The 24,708-nt window shown below is 41.6% G+C and carries 20 protein-coding genes and 1 pseudogene; 7 read left to right on the top strand and 14 right to left on the bottom strand.

The annotated features are described in order from the left end of the window. Positions 1-102 precede the first annotated feature (102 nt). A complete protein-coding gene (locus tag QFZ87_RS05860; RefSeq protein ID WP_309858990.1) occupies positions 103-2,136 on the top strand; it encodes a molybdopterin-containing oxidoreductase family protein in 2,034 nt (677 codons plus the stop codon). 62 nt (positions 2,137-2,198) lie between these two features. Here QFZ87_RS05860 and QFZ87_RS05855 read toward each other — a convergent pair whose 3' ends face one another. The 9 genes from QFZ87_RS05855 to galE form a co-directional block, all read right to left on the bottom strand. After that, complete coding sequence (locus QFZ87_RS05855; protein WP_309858987.1) at positions 2,199-3,590, bottom strand: APC family permease; 1,392 nt, start codon at positions 3,588-3,590, stop codon at positions 2,199-2,201. Positions 3,591-3,606: 16 nt separating this feature from the next. Then, on the bottom strand, positions 3,607-4,512 hold the full coding sequence (locus QFZ87_RS05850; protein ID WP_309858984.1) for an acetamidase/formamidase family protein: 906 nt from the start codon (positions 4,510-4,512) through the stop codon (positions 3,607-3,609). Between the two features lie 81 nt (positions 4,513-4,593). Continuing rightward, positions 4,594-5,919, bottom strand: coding sequence for a hypothetical protein (locus QFZ87_RS05845; protein WP_309858982.1), 1,326 nt, complete (start codon positions 5,917-5,919; stop codon positions 4,594-4,596). A 47-nt stretch (positions 5,920-5,966) separates the two neighbouring features. Next, positions 5,967-6,668, bottom strand: a complete 702-nt coding sequence (locus QFZ87_RS05840) for a response regulator transcription factor (protein ID WP_309858979.1) — start codon at positions 6,666-6,668, stop codon at positions 5,967-5,969. Beyond that, positions 6,669-7,367, bottom strand: coding sequence for a sensor histidine kinase (locus QFZ87_RS05835; RefSeq protein WP_309858976.1), 699 nt, complete (start codon positions 7,365-7,367; stop codon positions 6,669-6,671). A gap of 288 nt (positions 7,368-7,655) precedes the next feature. Next, positions 7,656-8,489 carry a YitT family protein gene (locus QFZ87_RS05830; RefSeq protein WP_309858973.1) on the bottom strand — a complete coding sequence of 278 codons (834 nt, stop codon included), beginning with the start codon at positions 8,487-8,489 and terminating at the stop codon, positions 7,656-7,658. A gap of 18 nt (positions 8,490-8,507) precedes the next feature. Next, positions 8,508-9,818, bottom strand: coding sequence for a putative bifunctional diguanylate cyclase/phosphodiesterase (locus tag QFZ87_RS05825; protein ID WP_309858971.1), 1,311 nt, complete (start codon positions 9,816-9,818; stop codon positions 8,508-8,510). 173 nt (positions 9,819-9,991) lie between these two features. After that, positions 9,992-11,032 (bottom strand): acyltransferase, encoded by a 1,041-nt coding sequence (locus QFZ87_RS05820; RefSeq protein WP_309858969.1) that lies wholly within the window; start codon positions 11,030-11,032, stop codon positions 9,992-9,994. 154 nt (positions 11,033-11,186) lie between these two features. After that, positions 11,187-12,158 carry a UDP-glucose 4-epimerase GalE gene (galE, locus tag QFZ87_RS05815; RefSeq protein WP_309858966.1) on the bottom strand — a complete coding sequence of 324 codons (972 nt, stop codon included), beginning with the start codon at positions 12,156-12,158 and terminating at the stop codon, positions 11,187-11,189. A gap of 201 nt (positions 12,159-12,359) precedes the next feature. On the opposite strand from galE, the gene QFZ87_RS05810 reads away from it, so the two are divergent. After that, on the top strand, positions 12,360-12,512 hold the full coding sequence (locus QFZ87_RS05810) for a hypothetical protein (protein ID WP_309858964.1): 153 nt from the start codon (positions 12,360-12,362) through the stop codon (positions 12,510-12,512). 111 nt (positions 12,513-12,623) lie between these two features. Here QFZ87_RS05810 and QFZ87_RS05805 read toward each other — a convergent pair whose 3' ends face one another. Then, complete coding sequence (locus tag QFZ87_RS05805) at positions 12,624-13,589, bottom strand: efflux RND transporter periplasmic adaptor subunit (protein ID WP_309858961.1); 966 nt, start codon at positions 13,587-13,589, stop codon at positions 12,624-12,626. 202 nt (positions 13,590-13,791) lie between these two features. Between QFZ87_RS05805 and QFZ87_RS05800 the strand changes: the two genes are divergently transcribed. Continuing rightward, positions 13,792-14,379: a hypothetical protein gene (locus QFZ87_RS05800; protein WP_309858957.1), complete on the top strand. Its 588-nt coding sequence runs from the start codon at positions 13,792-13,794 to the stop codon at positions 14,377-14,379. A 101-nt stretch (positions 14,380-14,480) separates the two neighbouring features. On the opposite strand, the gene cudC is transcribed toward QFZ87_RS05800, so the two are convergent. After that, a complete protein-coding gene (gene cudC, locus QFZ87_RS05795) occupies positions 14,481-15,065 on the bottom strand; it encodes a choline uptake/conversion transcriptional regulator CudC (RefSeq protein WP_396133898.1) in 585 nt (194 codons plus the stop codon). Between the two features lie 208 nt (positions 15,066-15,273). Here cudC and proV point away from each other — a divergent pair, with 208 nt between their 5' ends. The 4 genes and pseudogenes from proV (at position 15,274) to QFZ87_RS05775 (ending at position 19,799) form a co-directional block, all read left to right on the top strand. Next, complete coding sequence (gene proV, locus QFZ87_RS05790) at positions 15,274-16,560, top strand: glycine betaine/L-proline ABC transporter ATP-binding protein ProV (RefSeq protein ID WP_309858955.1); 1,287 nt, start codon at positions 15,274-15,276, stop codon at positions 16,558-16,560. Further along, positions 16,530-17,383 (top strand): annotated as a pseudogene (locus QFZ87_RS05785) (ABC transporter permease). Before proV ends, QFZ87_RS05785 begins: the two are co-directional and overlap by 31 nt. Further along, the gene (locus QFZ87_RS05780; RefSeq protein ID WP_309858952.1) at positions 17,383-18,276 is read left to right on the top strand and encodes a glycine betaine ABC transporter substrate-binding protein; all 894 of its coding nucleotides are present in this window, start codon (positions 17,383-17,385) and stop codon (positions 18,274-18,276) included. The pseudogene QFZ87_RS05785 and the gene QFZ87_RS05780 overlap by 1 nt, the downstream one beginning before the upstream one ends. Before the next feature lie 221 nt (positions 18,277-18,497). Continuing rightward, entirely contained in the window at positions 18,498-19,799 is a 1,302-nt protein-coding gene (locus QFZ87_RS05775) for an NCS2 family permease (RefSeq protein WP_309858948.1), read from the top strand. Positions 19,800-19,876: 77 nt separating this feature from the next. Here the strand turns inward: QFZ87_RS05775 and QFZ87_RS05770 are convergent, their stop codons facing one another. The 3 genes from QFZ87_RS05770 to QFZ87_RS05760 form a co-directional block, all read right to left on the bottom strand. Then, positions 19,877-22,879, bottom strand: a complete 3,003-nt coding sequence (locus tag QFZ87_RS05770; protein WP_309858945.1) for an EAL domain-containing protein — start codon at positions 22,877-22,879, stop codon at positions 19,877-19,879. Positions 22,880-23,028: 149 nt separating this feature from the next. Further along, positions 23,029-24,003, bottom strand: coding sequence for a ribose-phosphate diphosphokinase (locus QFZ87_RS05765; RefSeq protein WP_396133897.1), 975 nt, complete (start codon positions 24,001-24,003; stop codon positions 23,029-23,031). 99 nt (positions 24,004-24,102) lie between these two features. Further along, positions 24,103-24,573 (bottom strand): hypothetical protein, encoded by a 471-nt coding sequence (locus QFZ87_RS05760; RefSeq protein WP_309858939.1) that lies wholly within the window; start codon positions 24,571-24,573, stop codon positions 24,103-24,105. Positions 24,574-24,708: the final 135 nt, after the last annotated feature.

The following is a 24,708-nucleotide window of genomic DNA, read 5'->3' as shown; positions in this document are numbered from 1 at the left end:
ACTTGGGGTCAGGCCCCCTTTGTCATGGGGACAGACCCCCTCTGACACATTTTCTGATAAGATAGGAGGTAAGATTACATTTGTTTAAGGGAGGTTTGGTTTATGCAGCAAGATGGGGTGTTCCGCTCTGTTTGCTCCCTCGATTGCCCTGATCAATGTGGGCTGATCCTACATAAGAGGGACGGAAAAATTGTGAAGGTTGAAGGCGATCCGGAACATCCGGTGACGAGAGGGCATATTTGCAACAAGGTTCGCCATATGACTGAACGGATTTATGACGAAAAGCGATTAAACTATCCACTCAAGCGAGTCGGAGCCAAAGGCGAAGGAAAGTTTGAGCGGGTCAGTTGGGATGAAGCCATCCGTACGATTACAACCCGTTGGGAGGATCTGATTACATCCGATGGTCCTGAGAGTATCCTTCCCTACAGCTTTTATGGAAACATGGGACGGCTTACTGCAGAGGGCATGGACCGCCGTTTCTTCAACAAATTAGGTGCTTCCCAGTTGGACCGGACGATTTGTTCCTCGGCCGGCTCTGTTGGCTACAGTTATACCATGGGCAGCAGCGTAGGAATCGACCCTGAGGACACCATCGAATCCAAACTCATCCTCTTTTGGGGGATTAATGCGGTAAGCACCAACATGCATCAGGTAGCCCTGGCCCAAAAGGCGCGGAAGCAAAATGGCGCCAAGATTATTGTGATTGATGTCCACAAAAATCAAACGGGTAGATTAGCAGATTGGTTTATTCCGATTTTACCAGGGACGGACAGCGCTCTTGCCCTTGGTGTGATGCATATTTTGTTTGCGGAAAACCTAGTGGATCACGATTTTTTACAGACCTATACGATTGGACATGAGGAACTGCGCGAGCATGTCGGCCAATACGATCCCGACACAGTTTCCACCATTACAGGTGTACCGACAGAAGATATTTACAAGCTTGCCCGCATGTACGGAAAAACCTCTCCTTCTTTTATCCGGATCGGGAACGGACCGCAGCATCACGATAACGGCGGCATGTTCGTCCGTACGGTTTCCTGTTTACCAGCCCTCACCGGCCAATGGCTTTTAAAAGGCGGCGGTGCAATTAAAGGAAATTCTGCGTATCTCGCATTTAATACGAGTGGTTTGCAGCGGCCGGACCTTTTGAAAAAGAAAACGACACGAACAATTAATATGAATCAAATTGGGGATGCGCTACTGACGCTTGACCCGCCTATTCAATCCCTGTATGTATACGGCTCAAACCCAGCCGTTGTTGCACCTTCTAGCCAAAAGGTGCGCGAAGGTCTTGGACGGGAGGACTTATTTCTCGTGGTTCATGATTTATTTTTAACAGAAACGGCCATGTATGCAGACCTTGTTTTACCAGCGACCTCCTCCTTTGAGAATATGGATTTTTATACCTCCTACTGGCACCATTATATTCAGCTTCAGCAACCCGTGATGGAGCCATATGGGGAGTCCAAATCAAATATGGAGGTCTTCCGATTGCTGGCAAAAGGAATGGGCTTGGATGAGCCTGCATTAGAGGAGACTGAAGCTGAGATGATTGCTACAGCCCTTGATTATCCGCGGAACACAGGCCTCAAGGGAATCAATTATGATGCCCTCGTCGAGCATTCATATATGAAGGCAGCCGTGAAACCGATGTTTCCTGGAAGACTTGCGACACCTAGCGGGAAAATAGAGTTATATTCTGAGAGAATGCGTGAGGTTGGGCATCCACCGTTACCAACATACCTACCAGTGATAAATGATGGGGACCATCCCTTTCAATTTGTTCCAGGACCTAATCACAATTTCTTAAACTCTACTTTTTCTAATAATGCAAAACACGTCACACTGGAAAAAGAACCACGTGTGCATATCAACCAAAAGGATGCCCTTCCGTTAGGAATTGGGGATGGAGACCTGGTGCGTGTGTGGAATAATCGTGGGGCGTGTGAGCTTAAGGCTTCTGTTGGAGACAATGTTCTTCCCGGAGTCGTGGTTACCCAAGGACTTTGGGTCGACCGAGATGATGCGAAACAGCTAGTCAACCAACTCACACCCGACCGCATCGCAGACATGGGCGGCGGCGCCACCTTTTTCTCGGGAAGAGTGAGCTTGGAGAGAATTCACAAATAAATATGAAAAAGGAAGGCAGCTTCTCTTACAATAGCTGCCTTCCTTTTTTCATAAAATGATGCCTATTCTACATTCAAAGTAGAATCCTTTTTCGCGAGCTTCAAGTAAATCATATAAATAATTCCGATAGCCATCCAGACGAAGCCTAGCTTCTTCGAGGTTGGGTCAAGATTGAACCAAACATACCCGATAATCACAAAGCCAATCAACGGGAACACAAGGTGATTCAAGTAATCTTTACTTTTTTGCTTACGTACAAAATAATTAATAACCGACAGATGCAAGAATAAGAAAGCAGTCAAGGCACCAAAATTCACAAGTGAAGTAAGACTATTAATCTGTGACGCAAATCCTATCGTCACCACAAGAGAAATGGTAGCTACAAGAAACGTACTAACATACGGTGTTTGATACTTCGGATGAACCTTCGAAAGAATCTTCGGCAGCTTTTTATCGCGAGCCATACTGTATAAAATACGAGAAATTGCAGCTTGGGCCACCAATGCATCGGCAATTCCCCAAGCAAGGGCTGTCGCTAAAATCGTTGTCCATTTTAACCATGGACCACCTGCAATTTCAGCAATCTGATAGAACGCAACATCGGCATTTTCAAAAGAAGCATAATCCGGCCAAATTAACGCTGCTACCCATGTCTGGATGATGAACAATACGCCCACGACTAACAACGAGAAAATAATCGCTCGGCCAACGACCTTCTTACCGCCCTTTGTTTCCTCTGCTAACGTCGAAATTGCGTCAAATCCAAGGAAGCTTAACACCGCAATGGAAACAGCACCCATAACAGCACTCATGCTGAAATGCTCTTTATCATATAGCGGCTTGAAATTAAATTCTGCTCCATTAACGCCCTTTGTAATAGCGATAATGGCAGCCACAACAAAAACCACAAGGACAATTAATTCAAGCACCACAATAACTTTATTGGCTTTAGCCGTAAATTCAATCCCGAAATAGTTAATCACTGTGTTAATCCCAATAAACGCAACCAGCCAAATCCAAATCGGAATCTCTGGTGCCATGTCATGTAAGGCTGCTGCACTGACTAAATATAACAAAGCGGGTATTAAAATATAATCCAATAAAATAACCCATCCTGCAAAAAAGCCGACGTGCTCGTTAATTCCGCGCTGTGCATAGGAATAAACTGAGCCAGCAATCGGAAACGCCTCCGACATCCTCGCATAACTTAACGCAGAAAAAATCATCCCGACCATACCTACCAAATAGGCAAGGGCGACCATTCCGTTAGATCCCTGGGCAACATACCCATAGATTCCGAACGGAGCAATCGGCACCATGAACACAAGTCCATAAATGAGCAAATCCCAAAAGGTTAAAGCACGTTTTAATTCCTGTTTATAACCGAATTGTTCTACATTTGTCTGTCCACCCTGTGGATTGGTCTGTTGTTTTGTTGGCACGACTGGTTCCATATCCTTTTCCCCCTCCCTATCCGAAAAGCTTCACATCGTAAGCTTCGAGAATGGATTTTGGTACCACAAATCTTGCGGTTAACAGTGGGTCAACAATTTGCGAAACCTGAACCTCTCCAGCCGCACTGAAAAGCATCGTCAGTTCAGCCAGCGTCAAGTCCGTATGCGGAAGCAGGGTATCAACAAAAATTTCCACAGCAGATTTTGCGGCTTCATCAAGCGTTCCCTTGGATACAATGACTGCTGTCCCCTCTTCATTTTCAAGAAACGGGAACGGAATGGATTTCCCCTTTAGCACTTCTAATGTAACCGTCACTTTTCCAGGAATCTCAACGCCCGATACGCCGATTTCTCCATCCCCCATTGCGGCATGTAGATCGCCAAGGCCGAACAACGCACCCTCTTGGAATACAGGAAAATAAAGTGTCGCTCCCGTTGTAATTAACTTTGTATCCATATTGCCGCCATGTGCACCCGGTGTCCCACATGGAACGGGTTCCCCTTCAGGTGCAACCCCAATCACGCCGATCATTGGATTTAATGGCAGCTTTACTCGCTCATTAAACACCGCTTTTCCATCAACAATCGGAACCATCTTGACGGTGAACTCATCAATTCGGTGCCCCATAACGCCCAGTCCCGGTCCGGTAGCTAGTACGCCGCTATCACGAAGCTCAATGTTGTCTATTTTAACTTTTAAAACGTCCCCCGGCTGTGCACCCTCTACAAAAATCGCTCCCGTGGCCGGATTAATTTGATTCCAATCAATCGCATTAAATTCCGTCTCCGTGGATTGAATTTGGTCCTGAAAGCAATCAAAGGTTTCAACTACTACCTGTGCCCCAGACGGTACACGTAATCCGACCTTGTTCTCTTTACTAAAAGCATAAAAATACTGTTGTTTTTCCAGCGTTTGTACCATATGCTCGCCTCCCTTTTTTCTCATTATATCGGAGGGGTGGACGGCTGTTTTGCAGTTTCTTGATGTGATTTTGCAGTATTTTTACATTGTTCTAACTTTTCTGATAAATAGGAAGAATAATACAGCACTTGATATGCCTAAATTTACACTAACCCCGGTAAGAATTTCACTGGTAAAAGAAATCCAAAGACCCAATCCGTTGGAAGCGATAAGCACAAGGGAAAGCTCCCAACCCCAGCGTACACGGTAACCAAGAAGCAGCCATAGAGGTAAACAGATCGAGACAAACAAATGAATATAAAAAATAAATACTGTCGTAAAGTCCAAGGCGAAAGACGCTCCATAGAACAATAGGCAAAGGACAAGGCTCGCTGCATATCCCTTATACGTCGCTCGCTCTTCTTTAAAAAGGGGAATCAGCAAGCCCATCAAATGATGAAGGGATACCCCAAGACTTAAAGCCAAGCAGGATAACACACTTACCGCCAGGACATATAAAAGAGGGGTAGAAAAAGCATGACCCATCGTATTCAGAAGCCCGTTTATTCCATTCCCGCCACCACGGGACATTAAATAAACGACTATAACGGACACAGCCACTGGCATACTGCTCCAGCATATCGCTGTTAGTCCAATTGTCGCTTTTAATCTCGTCCGCTTTACTGCTAATAGATCACTAGATAAGAGAAAATAAACAAGCAAATGTCCTGCAGTGAATACCATAAATAAAAGGGCAGCAACCACTAGTTCTCCCTCATCCCAACTAGCTCCTGGCAGCCGGACAAATCTTTCATGGATCGAGGCAACGCCATGGTATAGGATGGTTGCAACCGGAAGAATAGTAATTCCGGTAAAAAAGCCAAACAACAGCCATCGCCCCATTTTCTGAACTCCACCAGCACCGCCCATGCCTGAAAACACAAAAACAAAAAAGAACAGAATGCTACTCGTCCATATCGGCTGGATTGAAAAAACCGTCTTCATAAACGAGTTAGCCAGGGCTGTACTAAGAAGAAGTCCTTCACTACCCGCAAGAAACAGCAACACATAGACGGCTGCTCTCCCTCTTTCTGGCATACGCTCCCGTAAAAGTGCTCCTATATGTTGAAAAGGCGTAAAGTTGTCGTTCATTTGGCTAACTTTGCGGCTGAACCAAAGCAGGACAGCCACCCCTGCTATAGAAACAACCAGTCCCGCCAAGTATCCGCGGCTCACAGTCAAATAAACGGGGACAAATACAAAGGTCCCTGTTAGAAACCGAAAAAGCATCGAAACGGTCCCCGTCGATACTTTATTTTTACCGGCGAGCCGTACATAGGCAGCAGCATCCTTATGACCGGCAAATTCCCCCATATGGAAAATCAAGAGGACGATCGCTAAAAACAGAATGACATACCAATCAATCATTGGTTTTTCTCCTTAAATAATTGGCTCCACGCCTGAGTAAGGGAACCTCATCCCCGTTTATCCTTATACATACTCGGCGTCATGCCCTCTACTTTTTTAAAAATATTGCTAAAATGATGCTGGCTCGAGAATCCGGCAGCTTCGGCAATTCTGTTCATGCTCCAGTCCGCTTTACTTACGATTAACTTTTTTGCCTGATGAATCCGGTACGTTAAGAGATACTCCTGAAAGGTCGAGCCGATTTCCTCTGAGAATAAATGGCTCAGGTAGGAGGCACTCACCGGTATTTCATCTGCAATCTCCTGGAGGCTTAATTTTTCAGAAAAATGGAGTTCGATTTTCTTGATCACATATTGAACATGTGCCGATTTTGCCACTGCATGTTTATTGACCTCAAGGTACTTTTCAATCACCGCTAATAATTCCTGTTCAATGACAGGCTTCACCAGGTAATCCATGACTTCTGCTTGAATCGCCCTTTTGGCATAGGAAAAATCCTGGTGTGCAGAAACAATGACAATCTCAATGCCGCTTTGTTTTTCCTTTAAACGCTTGGACAGGGTCAAACCGTCCTCCCCTGGCATCCGAATATCAACAAAGGCCAGATGAATGCTTTCCTGCTCCGTTATTTTCCAGGCAGATACGCTATCCTCTGCTGAAAAGATATTCCATAATGGATATTTACGGTGGATGAGAAAGCGTAGCTGTTCAATTTCCAAGTATTCATCATCAACAATTAGGATGTTCATTTAATCATCTCCAGGTAAGTATGGCCAATAGGCATGGGCCAACGTTCGCCCATCCTTCGTTTCCGATAATCGAATCTTCGACGGCAGATCGAAAATAAGCTGAAACCTTTTTTCGATATTATGAAGCCCTGTTCCCTTCCAGTAAGCAGGCTCCAGGATTCGGTCAGGACCGTTATCAAACACTTTTAAGGACACCCAATTTCCCTCCCGCTCGAACACAATCGTCAATTGCTTGTCCCCCGCCTTTTTCTCAAGTCCATGCTTGAAGGCATTTTCCACAAGTGTTTGCAGGGTGTACGGAGGAATTTTACTGTTAAGCAAAGTCGAATCCACCTCGTAGGTAACGGTTAACCGTTTTCCGAAACGCAGCTGCTGGACAGCTAAGTAGTTTTTCGTGTGGTCTAACTCTGTTGAAAAAGGAACAAGCACCTCATGATCCTGATACCGGTAGCGCAGAAACAGCGAAAACTGTTCAAGTCCTTCTGTCATATCTTGATGTCGACCAATCCGACTTAGCGATAAAAACGCATTAAGGGCGTTAAATAAAAAATGTGGCTGAATCCGCTCCGACAACTGCCGGTATTCACTCTCCTTCAGCTCTTTTTCTAGTCGCACCTTAATATTTTCTAGTTCCAGTACATCCAGCTCCTGGTCGAGCAATCCCAGCATCACTAAAACGACGAACCCGACGATGGGCATCAACACACCAAGAAACATCACCAGTACAAACACAAACACCACCACACATATATGTTATCTGAATATTATTGTAAATGAAAAAACGAACCAGGTCATCACATAGAAAATATTGGCTGGCTCCTAATTTTAAAAATAAAAAGCTGAGAATCTATCAAAACATCTTTGATGACTCTCAGCCCCTACCCTATTATTATTTATTACTTCACTATAGTAATCTACTATTATAATGATAGCAATAAATGTCTGTTGTAGGCGGACAAGTGTCCACGAATGGTGCCTGACACCCTGCTAACTCGCTTTGTAGCCCTTGCCCATCATTTCGTGGACGTTGTGGATGGTGACGTAGGCGTTTTGGTCGATGTCGCGGATGATGCTTTTTAGTTGGACGATTTCTTGTTTGTTGATTACGATATAGAGGACTTCTTTGTTTTGTCCCGAGTAGCCGCCGCGACCGTCTAGGACAGTTAAGCCCCGTGACATTTTACCCGTAATATTTTCCAAAACGAGTTCTGGTGAATTGGAGATAATTAGGACAGCCACCCGTACATCTAATCCCTCAACAATGAAATCAATCGCTTTTGCCCCAATATACACGATCAATAACGTGTACATCGCCTTCTCAAGACCAATAATAAATACCGAACCTGCCACTACAATGATATCAATAATGAGCATCGCCTTCCCGATGCTCCAACCTAGCAGCTGATTTGCTAATCTTGCTAAAATGGTGGATCCCCCGGAGGTTCCTCCAGCGCGGAAAATCAAGCCCAGACCGACACCGACCAATAACCCCGCAAACACGGAAGCCAAAAAGGTGTCATTAGTCAGTTGCCTTCCTATATCCTCCGTCAGATACAACAAACCGGAGCAGGCGCCAATCGAAAATAAGGTATAGAGCATCGTTCTTTTATCAAAGAACTTATAGCCGATTGCTAACAGGACAATATTTAAAACAAAGTTCACCACACCCGGCGACCAATCAAATAAATAGTGGGCAATAATCGTGATTCCTAAGACTCCACCTTCAGACAATCGATTCGGAATGGTGAAAAAGTTAACCCCTATGGCAAAAATAAGTGCGCCTGTTATAATAAGCAAAATATCTTTCCATGTTTTTCTCATATAAATGCCACCCTTAAATCAATTACTTGCGTTAACTCTTGTTTCTATCTCAACAATTGTATCGTTAAGCACCTCAAAGGTTAACGGTTTACTAATAAAATAACCCTGGATAATGTCACAACCCAGATTCTCCCACACCAGAAACTGTGTAAGGTCTTCAATTCCTTCAATAATCACCTGTAAGCCCAGATTATGGGCCATCTGAATAATCGGTGCTATGACACCTTCATGCTGTTTATTTTTCAATAAACTTGAAACAAAATGGCGATCCAGCTTAATGAAATCAACGGGTAGCTTAATAAAGTCCGAAAACGAGAAATAGCCGTTCCCGAAATCATCTAAAGCCACCGTAAAGCCCATCTCTTTCAGAGAGCGTAACGTATCATTCACCTTTTTTACTGTATAAACCTCAATGTTTTCGGTAATTTCCAATGTAATTTGGCTTGCCGAAACCGAATAGAACCCGATCAACTTAGTGATTTCGGGTAAAAAATAGGAAAGGAGGAGTTGATTTACGGACAGATTAATCGAATATTTCAAGTTCCTCTCCGTTTCACTTTGAATTTGTTTACATACCTCTTCAAACATCCAGAAAAAAAGACTATGGCTCATGCCGGCATCATCGGCATAGGGAATAAATTCAGCCGGTGAAATGTCACCAAGACTGGGATGATTCCAGCGGATTAACGCTTCTACTCCCTCAATGGTTTTCTTTTCCAAATGATACTGCGGTTGGTATTGGACATAGATCTGGCCCTTCTTTAATGCATACGGAAGATCATTTTCAATGAGCACTTTCCGGTGGGCTGTTTGATTTAATTCCCCCTTGTAAAGTGCAAATTGATTATCCCCCATCTCCTCTGCTTCATACATGGCCGCTTTGGCAATCGACTGCAGCTCCTCAGGTGCCTCCGCACCATACGGAAACATACAAATCCCCATATTGCTGTTAATGGAAAAATGATGAAAGTCGATGGTATAAGTATCCGAAATCGAGAGGAGAATCCTCTCGCTTATGACCTGAATATCATGCTCAGTGATGTCTGCAATCAAAATAGCAAAATCTGTTCTATTTATTTTCACAACGGTATCAATATCCCGAATCGTCCGCTTTAATCTCACTAGTATCTTACTAGCAAGAGTCTCTTCGATGTCGTCGTCTTTATGTTGGGATAGCTCGAATGGAAGATGTAATCGGAGATAACAAACAGCTGCCGACATTTGATATCTTTTGCTGAAGGCAAGAGTTAAGTTGAGGCGCTCCTTTAGTAATTCACTATTCCATCGTTCAGCCTTGTTATCCTTATTATCTGTAGGATTATGCTCCAAAAATGAACACCTCATTTTTTCATTGACATATTGTTTGGACAATTAAATCTTAACCCAAAACACAAAAAAGGAACAGAGCAATTCACTCTGTCCCCTCGTTGAATTAATGGGTATTAAAATATTGGTGTCAGGCACCAAATTAAGACACTTGTCCATATCCAGTGGACACCAAGTTATGGGACCAGCTTTTTAAATACTGGAACTTTACTTAAGACATAACTACCAAACCCACTTAAGGTTACGACAATCATTACATTTACCGTTGTGGCAATGGCCGGATGAAAATGATTCCAAATAGGATCAAATATTTCATTTGATAACACTTGCATAACCAGGATATGGGCCAAGTAAACACCAAAACTCACTTTGTTTAACACTTTAAATAGGAAGGGCAATTCTTTTGTCTTGGTTACAATAACTCTAAAAAATAAAAATATTCCAATTGATGCTATTACCACATTAGGGGAATAGTATTCATACCAAAATTCCTCAAGAGCGCCACCATTTCGTTTCGTATCAAAGTACGTTAGCAGGAAGGTAGAAAGAATACCCACAACTGAAAGTCCAAACGAAATATATTTCGCCTTCGTAGTTAATGGCAGATTGGCTAAATAATAGCCTAAAATAAAATAGCCAACATAATTAGTTACGAAGAAAAGTTCCAGATTCATGCCTAAACCAAAGTGGTACTTAATAAATCTCACAACCACTGAAGCAAACAGCCATAACAATAGAAAGTATTTCAAGTCTTTTTTAGAGGCACCCTTAACAAACACTTTTATCAATGGAGTCGTTAAATAGATACCTAGAATCATATACATGAACCATAAATGTGTGCTGATTCCATTGGTAATCAACAGTTCTAAAAACTGTTTGACTGAAAAACCGTCAAAATAGTCCCCACGATAAACCAGATAGGAGTAATAAATTAAACTCCAGCCCAACAACGGGATCGCTATTTTGCTAATTCTTTTTTGCAAAAATTCTTTGTAGCCAAGGTCCCGTTGGTCGCCAAGCAGCAGGGCTCCACTAATCATCACAAAAAGCGGAACTGACGCTCTCGATATCGATTCGAATAAGTTACCTGTCATCCAATGTGAAAGTGGAGTTTTTTCAAGATGTGTTCCAACGAGCCACGCAGAAACATGGATAGAAACCACCATAATGGTAGCAATCACACGAAGCCAGTCCATATAATATACTCTTTTATTCATCAAATCTCCCCATATGTATAATATTTTTCTATTAATAATAAATTATATTAATAAACTTCTCTACCTTATTATGCAGTTTACCAACATGTGGGTAAACTGGGCATAGAAAAAGGGAGAAAAGCTTTCAAGCTATTTCTCCCTGACTATAATAATCTTAGTATTGTTGATTTTGATGCCAATTCCAAGCATCAGCGATGATTTGCTCGAGGTTTCGTTCTGCTTTCCAGCCTAGCTCGGTGAAAATCTTTTGTGATGATGCTACCAATCTAGCAGGGTCACCTGCACGACGGTCTGCCATTTCAACATTCGCCTTCACACCGGTTACATTTTCACATGTTTCAATGACTTCCTTAACCGAATAGCCCAGACCGTTGCCAAGATTATACACTTCAGCCGATTTCTTCTCTGTCAACAAAGCTTCTAGTGCCAGAATATGTGCTTCTGCTAAATCAGTCACATGAATATAATCCCGAATACATGTCCCGTCCGGAGTATCATAATCGGTACCGAATACGGCTACTTTTTCCCTTTGTCCTAGTAACTGCTGAAGGACGATCGGAATCAAGTGAGTTTCTGGGTCATGACTTTCGCCGATAACAGCAGATTTATGCGCACCAGCGGCATTAAAGTAGCGAAGAACCACATAGTTCAATCCGTAGGCTTTTGAAAAATCAGCAAGAATCTTTTCTACCATTAGCTTAGAATGGCCGTAAGGATTGATTGGTGCAGTGACACTTGTTTCATCAATAATATCCACTTCTGGAATTCCGTAGGTAGCGGCCGTAGAAGAAAAAATAAAGTTTTTCACTTTAAATTTCATCATCACTTTTAACAGAGTTAATGTCGCAGCCACGTTGTTTTCATAATATTTTAATGGGTCCACAACTGATTCCCCGACTAAACTATAAGCAGCAAAATGCATAACGGCCTTGATTGGATAGCTTCTAAAGACCATTTGTAAGTCATCTTCATTACCAAGGTCCCCTTTTACAAAAATAGCTCGGCTATCAACGGCCGCGCGGTGCCCAGTCGACAAGTTATCAAGCACAACGACCTCTTCTTTTTCTACTAATTCCTTCACAAGATGGCTACCAATGTAACCAGCTCCGCCAACAACGAGAATCATATTCATTTCCCCTTAGCTAGAATTTCATTAACCTCTCCATTATAGCATTTTTGGAAAAAGGACGGCTTGTTATTGGTTCCTGCCAATAATTCCCTCTATATCCATGTACAAAAACTTGATTAATCGTTCGAAGTATATTGGGAGAGCACCAAACCATCTACTTTCTAGTGGGGGTTTCAACTAAATGAAGAGGTGATAAATGTGGTTCATCAATTGACCATTCAATGGCACAAATGGCGTTATCATTACTTTCACCGTATTTCACAGGACTGTTTAGACTCTAACCTAAAACAACAAATCATTGAAAAAGCAAAATATCATCAAGAAAGACTGTTAAGGTGCTATGAATCATAGCACCTATTGATTTTTTATATAGTTGTAGAATTCTTGCAAACTTGTGTAGAAATCCCTCTTAAATGTGTAGAATCTGACCTTATCGGAAAAATAAATCCTTGTGGCAGCTCATTAATTACTAGGCCCAGTGCTTTCTCCTCCCTTTCCACCGCCATTTGGAGGCATATTACCGCCCTGCGTGCCACCCATGCCCTGCATCATCCCGCCTCGTTGGTTCGTTGAGGAACTTCCTGATGTGAGCTGTGGTAATTGAACAACGTCACCTTCGCTTACTCCGTCCGTAATCTCCACATATTCCTCTGTTGCAAGCCCTGTTTTTACTGTTAGTTGCGTCGCGGCACCACTGGCTTGATTAGTTCTTGCTCCCGCCGAAGCAACGACAACATATTTCTCATTGTTGTTTGTGTATAAAGCATCCACTGGAACATAAAGTGCATCCTTTTTGCTGGCCGTAAGAATATTGGCTTCCGCACTCATCCCGACTTTTAGATTGACTGGGTTTTCAATATGAATGGTCACATCAAAGGTAGAGGATCCATTCGCTGATGTTCCTTCATCTGCAATAGCAGTAACCTTACCTGTATATGCCTGATCAGGATACGCACTGACCGATAATTCAACTGTCTGTCCCTCTTTTATCTTCGGAATGTCTGATTCATCCACTTGAACAACCGTTTGTAAATCCTTGTAATTGGTTAGGTGCGTCACTACTTGTCCATTCGTCACTCGGTCCCCAGCCGCTACGGCAATGGTTGTGACCAACCCATCAACCGGTGCAGTAATCGGATCACTATCATCAGTAAAGGTTATCAATTCATCTCCAGCATTAACTGTCTCACCTGCTACAACCAGTACTTCATCAATTTCGTTATTATCGATGGTCGATTTAAGATCTTCACTCGTAACTGGCTGAATGGAACCGGAGCCACTGATTTTCACTTCTAAATTCCCTTTTTGAACGACTGCCGTTCGAACCTGGGTTGTTACCTCCTGACTACTTGTTCTCGAGTTATACCACTGGTACCCTACAAACCCAATAACCAAAATACCAATCACAATCCATATCCACTTTTTCATCTACCACTACTCCTTCTCCATGGCCTGACTACGCCCATTGCAACCATGAATAAAATAACTTGATGCACCCATTATCATGTGGATTCCTTAACTTAACCTTAAGAAAATAACGTAATGGGTAATGCGTTGCACGTTTGGGGTGGTGGAATTATAATGGGGGATGGAATATGAAGGTTTAGAATATTTCAACATGGAGGTACATATGAGGAAATTGGGATTATTAGTGTTATTAGTGTGTTTAGCTGTAATGGGAGCGGGCTGTAACAACAGCGATTCGGACAAGGCTAAAGATATAGACACTACCAAAAAGGAAACGACTACACAGAAGGATACAAACAGCACCACCAACAAAAAGGAGAAAGTAACCGAACAAGTTTCTGTCGAGGCTGGGCTTGGTGATACAGTAGATGCTTTCACGAAGGAATACGGTGAAAACAAAGGAAATGAACAAATGGGCAGGTTCAAAAATGATTACTTGCTGCCAATGTTTATCAACAATCGCGCGATAGACATCACTGTTCAATTTGAAACAACTGATCAAAAAACCCGTTCAATAGAAGAAGCTAAACAAATAGCTGCAAAATTAATACCGAAAGATGCAAAATTAGAAAAGGAATTCACTGATACATCAGACTTACCTCAAAAAGCCATGCTTTATCATAGTGACACATTGGCCAAGCTGTTCCCTGAAATGGAGCCAGTTGGGAAGTTTGTCGTAATCTTCAACTATCATGATGGCAATGAAAATCAAGTCTTCTCCATTACCATTGGTTTGGGTGATACACCTTAAACACAATAAAAAAGCAACTCCAAGCATTGGACAACAAGATACACGAATAAAAAGGGACAGTCCCCCGTTGCGCTAAAGCGCCGGGGGACTGTCCCCAAAAACTAACTTTTCTTTTTCGGGATATATTGAAAAATCTCCTTTGATTCAAAGCTATCGACTAGCCTGTTCAGCCAATCGTAATATTCTAGTGCATCAGTTAGCTTTTCTATATCCATTTTGGCTTCTGCTTTGATTTTTGAATCAACATTTTCATCCTCTAAAAGGGATTGTAATTCGGAGAGAGACTTTTCCATTGCTGAAACATTAATGGAAATTCCAGTTCTCCATTTAATAGAAAAAAAGTCAATAAAGGTTTGATACCAATCTGGCTCAGCCTGATATAAATCTTTCCGGACCCCTTTTTTCCAAACCTTCCCCACCATTTTTAATTCCAGCAAGCTTCGGACCGATGTACTCATACTTGTTTTACTCATTCCGAGCTCATCTTTCATTTCATCTAATGTTAATGGACCTTCCTGAAAATATAAAGCCCCATATAATCGGCCAATGGATTCAGTCACTCCATATAAATTCATATTTTGAGATATCGCTTCAATCACTCGTTCACGAGCCTGTTCTAACTTCTCTTCATCATTCATTTTGATATCACATCCATTTTGAATACATGTACCTATTAAGACTATCATGATTTTTTTAAAAGTAAAGCAGGCACTTTAGTAGGAATCAGGAGCATAAACGAGGAATTTTAAGAATACTCACTATTCAGTATGTACAGTTTTTTCTGTACAAACTTTACGGCCGAATATGCCCAATTACCAACTTTGCCCTCTTTATCCAAAAAGAACTACAATTAAATAGTCCTACTACTTCTGTAACAGCAATTGAGGTGAATGAATGAGTACACATGATAAAAAAATTAGTGTTCGCAACGTAACAAAAGTCTTTGGAAAATCTAAAAAAGCCCTTCAGCTTCTACAGGAAGGAGAAAGTAAAACATCAATCCTAAAGAAAACAGGGGCAACGGTTGGTGTCAATCAAGCGACCTTTGATGTTGAAGCTGGAGAAATCTTTGTCATCATGGGCTTATCAGGAAGTGGGAAGTCTACCCTAGTCCGTATGCTCAATCGGCTAATTGATCCAACAGCAGGTCAAGTACTCATTGACGGCGTGGATATAGTAAGCATGAACAAAGAGCAGCTTAGAGAAGTTCGCAGAAAGAAAATCAGCATGGTCTTTCAAAAATTTGCACTCCTTCCCCATAGAACGGTCTTAGAAAATACAGAGTACGGTTTGGAAGTCCAAGGAGTAGCAAAAGAAAAACGAATGGATAAAGCCATGAATGCCTTAAAGTTAGTCGGACTTGAAGGCTATGAACACCAATACCCTAAGCAACTAAGTGGTGGAATGCAGCAAAGAGTAGGATTAGCTAGGGCATTAGCCAATGAGTCTGACATTTTACTTATGGATGAGGCCTTTAGCGCACTAGATCCTCTTATTCGTAAAGACATGCAGGATGAACTGCTTGAACTTCAATCTACAATGAAGAAAACCATTGTATTCATTACCCACGATTTAGATGAAGCCCTTAGAATTGGCGATCGAATTGCACTAATGAAGGATGGATCCATTGTTCAAATAGGAACTCCTGAGGAAATTCTTATGAACCCATCAAACGACTATGTTGAGAGATTCGTAGAAGATGTTGACTTATCGAAAGTATTAACTGCCAATCATGTGATGAAACGTGCCGAAGCCGTTTCAGTTGAAAAGGGCCCAAGGGTTGCCCTGCAAATGATGAGAGATTTAGGAATTTCGAGTATATATGTCGTGGATAGAAAGAAAACATTACTAGGGGCGATAACAGCTTCAGATGCGAAAGAGGCCATTGATCGGAATGAAGGTATTTTAAGCATCCTACAGACAGGAGTTTCCACAGTCTCTCCTGATACACTGCTAACTGACTTATTTGATAAAGTTTCTTCGGCCTCCATTCCAGTCGCGGTTGTAGATGAATATAGCCGCCTGAAAGGAATCCTTGTAAGAGGTGCCGTCATTGGTGCACTCGCTGGTAATAATGAGGCTATTAACAACTTTGAACAAACAAAGGCTGAAGTAGCCGCCGATAAAGAAAGCAAGGAGGTGAAAATAACATGGAACAATGGTTCCCAAAAATACCGTTAGCCGAATGGGTAGATGTCTTTGTTAACTGGTTAACCGTGAACTTGGAGGTAGCGTTTGATGGCGTAACGAATGTCCTTCAATCCATTGTCGATGGAATGGTTCTTGGATTTAGCTTTGTTCCCTCCTATGTATTTGTTATTCTATTAACCTTACTTGCCTGGAAGGTCTCTAATAAAGGGATTGCACTCTTCACATTTATAGGTTTATTCCTAATTGCTAATCTTGGCTACTGGGAGCCCATGCTCCAGACCCTTGCACTTGTATTAACAGCCGTTATCATTTCAATTGTCTTAGGAATACCATTGGGGATTTGGGCCTCACAAAAGCAAACGGTCAAACAGGTCGTGACACCTATTTTGGACTTTATGCAAACGATGCCTGCCTTTGTATACTTAATTCCTGCTATATTTTTCTTTAATATTGGGGTGTGGTCCCAGGCGTCGTAGCCTCTGTTATTTTCGCCATGCCGCCAACAATAAGGTTAACGATTCTCGGCATCCAACAAGTTCCCGCAGATATTATTGAAGCAACGGAGGCCTTTGGTTCGACGACAAGTCAACGATTACTTAAAGTCCAACTTCCACTTGCCATGCCTACAATAATGGCTGGAATAAACCAAAGCATCATGCTCGCTCTTTCCATGGTTGTTATTGCTTCTATGGTTGGTGCTCCAGGTCTTGGTGCGGATGTATACCGAGCGGTTACGCAAATTCAAATTGGTAAAGGGTTCGAAGCTGGCCTTTCCATTGTCGTCATTGCGATTATATTAGATCGGGTCACTCAAAATATAGGAAAATCCAAAAAACAAGGAGGAAATGCTTAATGATGAAAAAATGGATGTTTATATTATTAGCCGCATTACTAACAATAGGACTGGCAGCTTGTGGATCAGACGAAGCTAGTAACAAGGAAGACAAAGGGGATACCACTGTTGGTGACAGTGTAGATTACAAAATCATCGGGATTGATCCTGGTGCCGGCCTCATGAAGGCGACTGCTAAAGTCCTTGATGAATATGAGTTAAACGATTGGAAACTTGTTGAAGGCTCTAGTGCGGCAATGACAGCCACCCTGAAAAAAGCATATGACAAGAAAGAACCTGTTATTGTTACCGGATGGACTCCACATTGGATGTTCGCAAAATTTGATTTAAAATACTTAGATGATCCCAAAGGCGTTTTTGGTCAAGAGGAAACAATCAATACCATCGTAAGAAATGGCCTTAAAACTGATATGCCTGATGCATATAAGGTGCTTGACCAATTTAATTGGACACCAGATGACATGAATACCGTAATGAATAATATCGCTGATGGCGATGACCCTGAAGATGCAGCCGCCAAATGGGTAAAGGACAATTCGGATAAGGTAAGTGAATGGACGAATGGCGCCAATAAAGTGAATGGTGACAAGATTAACATTGGGTATGTAGCGTGGGATAGTGAAATCGCAAGTACGAATGTGATTGGTAAAGTCTTAACGGACCTAGGCTATAAAGTCACTCTTACTCAATTAGAAGCCGGTCCAATGTGGACGGGAGTGGCTGATGGAAGCTTAGATGCACATGTAGCGGGCTGGTTACCTTCTACCCATGCAGACTACTATAAAAAGTATAAAGGAAAGTTTGAAGATTTAGGTGAAAATCTAAAAGGGACAAAACTTGGCCTTGTGGTTCCAGCTTATATGGACATTGACTCCATTGAAGATTTGAAATAAAACGTTCTAGTAAAAAAATTGAACAGAATAGTAGGTAGAGAAGACCATCCCTCGTTTATGAGCAGGGATGGTCTTCTTATTTAATGATTGTCTATTAAAACTTGTCGAAGAATAATAGAAGGAAGAACGGGAAAAATAAAAAATACCTATTGAAAAACAACCATAAAACGAATATTATATATAAGGTCTTAATATAACGTTCGTGTTTTGGAGGAAACCTCATGTTTAAGCTAAAAGAAAATCAAACAAATACAAAAACAGAACTACTGGCAGGCATCACGACCTTCTTTACCATGGTATATATCGTCGTTGTCAATCCAGTCATTCTTGCGGATGCTGGCGTTCCTTTTGAGCAGGTGTTCACTGCCACTATTATCGCTGCTGTGCTGGGAACCCTTTGGATGGGCCTTTTCGCAAACTATCCGATTGCCATCGCACCTGGGATGGGGCTTAACGCCTACTTTGCCTATTCCGTAGTGGGTACGCATCAAAATATCAACTATGAAACAGCCTTTGCAGCCGTTTTTATCGCTGGTGTCATCTTTATCATTTTGTCACTCACACCGTTAAGGGAAAAATTAATTGAGGCCATTCCCGAAAACCTGAAATATGGAATTACAGCTGGGATTGGTTTATTTATTGCCTTTATCGGTCTGCGTCTCTCAAAAATCATTACCGCGCACCCGACCAATCTCGTGGGACTTGGCGATCTGCATGCTCCGTCCGCTTGGTTGGCTCTTCTCGGCCTTGCCATCACTCTTGTTCTCATGATGCTACGAATCAACGGGGCATTATTTTTCGGCATGGTGATTACAGGGCTAATCGCATTCTTTACCGGTCAGTTGCACTTCGATCAAGGATTTATGTCACTTCCTTCCCTTCCTAATGGACTAGTGGTCGCAAATCCATTGACAGCATTGACTGATGTCATTCAGCACAGCTTATATGCCGTTGTTTTTTCCTTTATCCTTGTTACCATATTTGATACAACTGGTACGATGATTGGAGTTGCTAATCAAGCAGGATTAATGAAAGGCGACAAATTGCCGCGTGCACGTCAAGCATTGCTGTCTGATTCCATTGCTACAACAATCGGTGCCATGTTTGGGACGAGCCCGACAACCGCTTATATTGAATCCACTTCAGGGGTAGCAGCCGGTGGTCGAACGGGTTTAACCTCTGTGACAGTTGCCGTTTTATTTATTCTGTCTGCATTCTTCGGACCACTCGTTGGTGCCGTATCCGGGCTTTCTTCGATTACTGCACCTGCCTTAATTATTGTCGGTAGTTTGATGATGGGAAGCATTTCGAAAATTCGCTGGAACGAACTAGATGAAGCCTTTCCTGCTTTTTTGACGATTTTGAGCATGCCGCTCACATCAAGTATCGCGACAGGAATTGCTCTTGGCTTTATCAGCTATCCGCTGTTAAAAGTAGTCAAAGGGAAGGGACGTAAAGTTCATCCTCTCCTTTACGTATTCGCCGTACTATTCTTTTATCAGCTGGCATTTTTACAACATTAAGCACTTAGAGACATGCAAAAAAACACAAAAGAGGCTGACATCCTGGTAGGGTGTCAGCCTTTTGGCCATTAGAAAAATCAGTCTGCATTACGTATAGATAAAGGTTGTTCTGTTAATTCTTCTAGTTTTAAAGTAACCGAAATGTCTTTTGCTACCCCAATCACATGGATAACCTCGCCGCTATTATCCAACACCGGAGTCAGTTTTACCTTAAAATGCTTCCAACCACCTTTTTGTGTGGCTATGCGATATTGAATTTGGCATGGTTGTTTGCTCTTAATCGTGCTTACAAAGGTACGTTTGTAAAACAACTGATCTTCAGGATGTAGGTTCGAGAAGGAGTTAAAGTTTTCATAGTAACTCGATGGGTATCCAAGTACCGATTGGTGGGAAGGGGATGCATACTTAATTTTACCTTGCAAATCGAAAATTGTGATTAAATCCGTCATATTCTCAGCCACCAGCTGGTACATTTCTTGGCTTTCCCTTAATGCTTTCTCTGTTTCCTTGAGATTCGTAATATCACTGCACGAAACAATGACCTCTACCACTTTTCCACGTTTTTTTAAAGGGCTTAACGCAGCCATATAATAGATTCCATTTATTTTCGCCTCATAGGTGATATTTTCTTCACCCTCCCAAGCTTTTTGATAGAAGGGAAGTTTGTCCTTTGCAAGGTGGGCAGGGATAAATTCATGCAATTCCTTACCGATTACCTGCTCTGGAATGATACCAAAGCGATATAATAATTCTCCATCACACATGGTATGAACAAACTTACCGTCAATCTTTTTATATTTGATCGTCAAACCCTGCTGTCTCCGAAGGGTATCCTGTAATTCCTGACGGGCAATCCTTACGGTTTCTTCCATCCACATTCGCTTGGTCGTGTCTTGCGAAATGCCAAATGTACCTACAATCTCTTCCATTCTAGTAAAAAACGCTTGATTCCAGTCTGTTGCTGGCAGGGGCTCACTAAAGAAATAACCTTGTGCCGTGTCACAAAGATGCTGCTGTAAAAACACCAACTGCTCTCTTGTTTCAATTCCTTCTGCAACGACATTTAATTGTAAGGTATGGGCCATAGAGATAATTGTTTTGACTATGGTTTCGTCATTTGTTTGGTTGTATAGTTCGCGCACGAAGGATTGATCAATCTTTAATGTATCAACTGGAAACTGTTTTAAATAATTTAATGAGCTAAATCCTGTCCCAAAATCATCAATACTAATTAGGAGTCCGAGCTTCTTTAATTCCTGTAACGTGACGATTGTCCGTTCAATATCCATTGTCATACTTTCTGTTATTTCTAGCTCTAAATATTGAGGCGCTAACCCTGTCTGTTCCAACACCTTTTTGACAGTCTTTACAATTTGACATTGCGAGAATTGACGGGCGGATAAATTCACACATATGACCATATTGGAGAATCCCTGCTCCATCCATTTCTTTTGCTGCCTACAAGCCTCTTGTAGCACCCATTCACCAATTGGAATAATTAATCCGGTCTCTTCTGCAATGGGGATAAACTGTGAAGGCGGAATCATTCCCCGATCAGGGTGATTCCAACGAATCAGTGCTTCCGCACCAATTACTTTGCCCGTTTTCAAATTGATTTTAGGCTGGTAATGTAAAATAAACTCTTCACGTTCGATCGCCTTATGCAAATCCATTTCCATAAGGAGGGGATTGATGTCATCCACTGTTTCTACATTAGAATAAAAGCGAAACGTATTTTTCCCTGCCTTTTTCGCTTGATACATAGCAAAATCTGCATGCTTGATCAATGTTTCCATTGATTCTCCATCTTCTGAATAGAGACTAATACCAATACTCGGAGATATAAATAGATCACTTTTGTTTAAACTAAATGGTGAGGCCAGAACCGAAAGAATCCGAATCGCTACCTTTTCTGCAATCGTACGGTCAGCCTCGTCTAGAATAACAATAAACTCATCTCCACCCTGTCTAAAAACCTGGTCTTTTTCAAGGACAGAGGATTTCAAACGTTTTGCCACTTCTTTTAATAACAAATCACCGACTGAGTGACCAAACGTGTCGTTGATTGCTTTAAAACGGTCGAGGTCAATAAAAAGAAATGCCAGTTTTCGATTCTTATCCGCTGCTAAATTAAGCTCCTTGGATAAATGATTTTCTAGGAGATTTCTATTCGGCAAACCTGTTAGATAATCATGATATGCCAAATGTCGGATGGTTTCTTGGTTGTGGATTTGCTCTGTGATATCTTTAGCAATTCCATAAATGCCAACTACCTGTTCGTTTACTATAATCGGTACACTGGTAACGTTAAGGTGAATCCTATTTCCCTCTTTATGATTCAAACGAATGTGATGGTTTTGAGGACTTCCCCCGTTTTTAGAAGTGGATTCAAAGATATCGATGGTTTTCTGTAAATCATCTACGTAGATAAAATTTGTAAAATGTTTATGAAGGAGTTCATCAGAACTATATCCCGATATCGTCTCACATGCTTTGTTGGCACTAGTAAATTTCCCATTTAAATCAAAGCTATAAACGGCATCTGAATGATACTCGAATAAGGATTTATAGCGCTGTTCATTGATATTTAATTGTTCCTGCAAGTTCTTCTTTTCTGTGATATCACTACCGATTGCCATAAGAGCTGGTTTCCCATTAAACATAATTGTTGAACCGACAGCCTCTATGAAAATGGTCTCACCGTTCATCGTATTAAATTTATATTCATGGAGTGCAACAAATTCACCGTTAAATACTTTTTGTAAATTGGTAATCAGCTCTTCCTTACTTTCAGGATGAACCAAATCAAGAAGTGATTTCCCTATTAGTTCATGTTCGTCAGTCGATTTTAACAAGCTCAAAGCTGCTGAGTTGGCGTAAACAATTTTGTTATCTTGAAATACTAGTATGCCTTTAGGAGACAGCTCAACCAAGCTTCGATAACGGTCTTCACTTTCGATTAACTTGGCTTCCGTTTGTTTACGTTCTGTCTGTTGTGTAATAATTCTCCGTCCCACATAGATTCCACTTGATGCAATAAAAAAGATGCCTAGTATAAAAAAAAGTGTAGCAGTGCCCAAACAAATCCACCCCAGGATTCCAATTAAAATTTATATGGCTAAATATATCACCAAATAAGACCAAACATCACTGTAAAATTATTTCCATCTTAATAAAAGAAAAAATCCAACCCCTAAAAAAAGATAGGAATTGGATTCTAGTAACAATACTATTCAAATAAAGGACTTACTGGTTTTTCATTGTGAATACGGTTAATCGCTTCCGCGAGCAATGGAGCAACAGATAACGAAGTGATTTTACTAATCATTTTCTCTTCTGGCAGCTCAATCGTATTTGTCACGACTAACTCCTTAATCGGTGAAGCTTCAATTCTACTGACAGCCGGTCCTGAAAGAACAGGGTGTGTACAGCACGCATAGACAGCTTTTGCTCCTTTTTCCATTAACGCATTCGCCGCAAGTGTGATCGTTCCTGCTGTATCAATCAAGTCATCAATTAGAATCGCATTTTTCCCTTCGATGTTACCTACAATATTCATGATTTCAGCCACATTCGGTTTTGGGCGGCGCTTATCTACAAAAGCAATTGGCGCATGTAAGCGACTTGCCATCTTTCTCGCTCTCGTTACCCCTCCATTATCTGGTGCGACCACGACAATATCCTCTAATCCTTTACTTTCAAAGTAATCCGATAGAATCGGAACACCTAGAAGCTGATCAACAGGGATATCAAAGAAACCTTGAATTTGTGGAGCATGTAGGTCCATCGTAAGAACTCTATGTGCACCCGCTTTTTCTAAAAGATTAGCAATTAGCTTAGCAGTAATCGGCTCACGTGAGCGTGCCTTTCTGTCTTGACGAGCATACCCATAATACGGAATGACTACATTGATCGCTCTAGCCGACGCTCTTTTCAATGCATCTATCATAATAAGGAGCTCCATGATATATTCATTCCCTGGTTGTGAAGTCGATTGAACTAAATACACTTCACTTCCCCGAACACTCTCTTCTATGTTAATATGAATTTCACCATCACTAAAACGAGATACAGAGCTTCTTCCTAACTCACAACCTAGAATCTGCGCCATCTCTTCTGCTAGCTTACGATTAGAATTTAACGTAAACATTTTAAAACATTCTTTTGTTTGATAAGCCACTGTAAGTCCTCCAGCTGTCTTCATGATTTGAACCTTGGTCCTATATTATCTTACCATAATCGTTTAGTCCGTTAAAATGTTTATACTATGAATAACTTGTCAATATGTACCACATTTTCAAGCTTATTGGTTATAATCCCAAAGGATCCTCCACTTTCCCTTTTCCTCGGTCACAAATACCTCTTGCTCCAGGTCAAAATTCCCATACTTTCCTTTATAGGTTTGTGTGACCGGTACTTTATATACATTTTTCAGGGAAGGTCCTGTTTTAGACATTTTCCAATCCTTCAATTCCTCAAGCTCCCCGATGGTATAAGAAAAGGTCTCGACCCCAAAATGGTTCATAAACACATGGGCTCGGTCCTGTATGTAGTTTCCCTTGCTGAACTTTTTCTTCATTGAGGAATGAAAAAGCGCCCAGGAATTCGCAAAGTCGCCGTCTTGTTCATATCCATAAAATTCATCGACCACTTCCTTCGCCTCACTTGTAGACGAGATGAAGACTGATCGTATGATTAAAAAAACTGCAAAAATGCTCGCAAGTACCAAAATGCCGCTTAGCAATCTCTTGGATGAAGCTGATTTTTTCCGCATAGTGCATACTCTCCTTTATTCTCTCCCTTTTACCAAAGAATATGTCCCACCATGTCCAAATAGTAGCTTAATTTTATGCTGGTTTGGTTAATAAAATCTGCTTAATCTTCGTCTTTTTCCTGAAATATTTGTAAA

This window comes from Bacillus sp. SLBN-46 (assembly GCF_031453555.1).
GTDB lineage: Bacteria > Bacillota > Bacilli > Bacillales > Cytobacillaceae > Neobacillus.
This window is presented reverse-complemented; position numbering and strand designations above follow the sequence as displayed.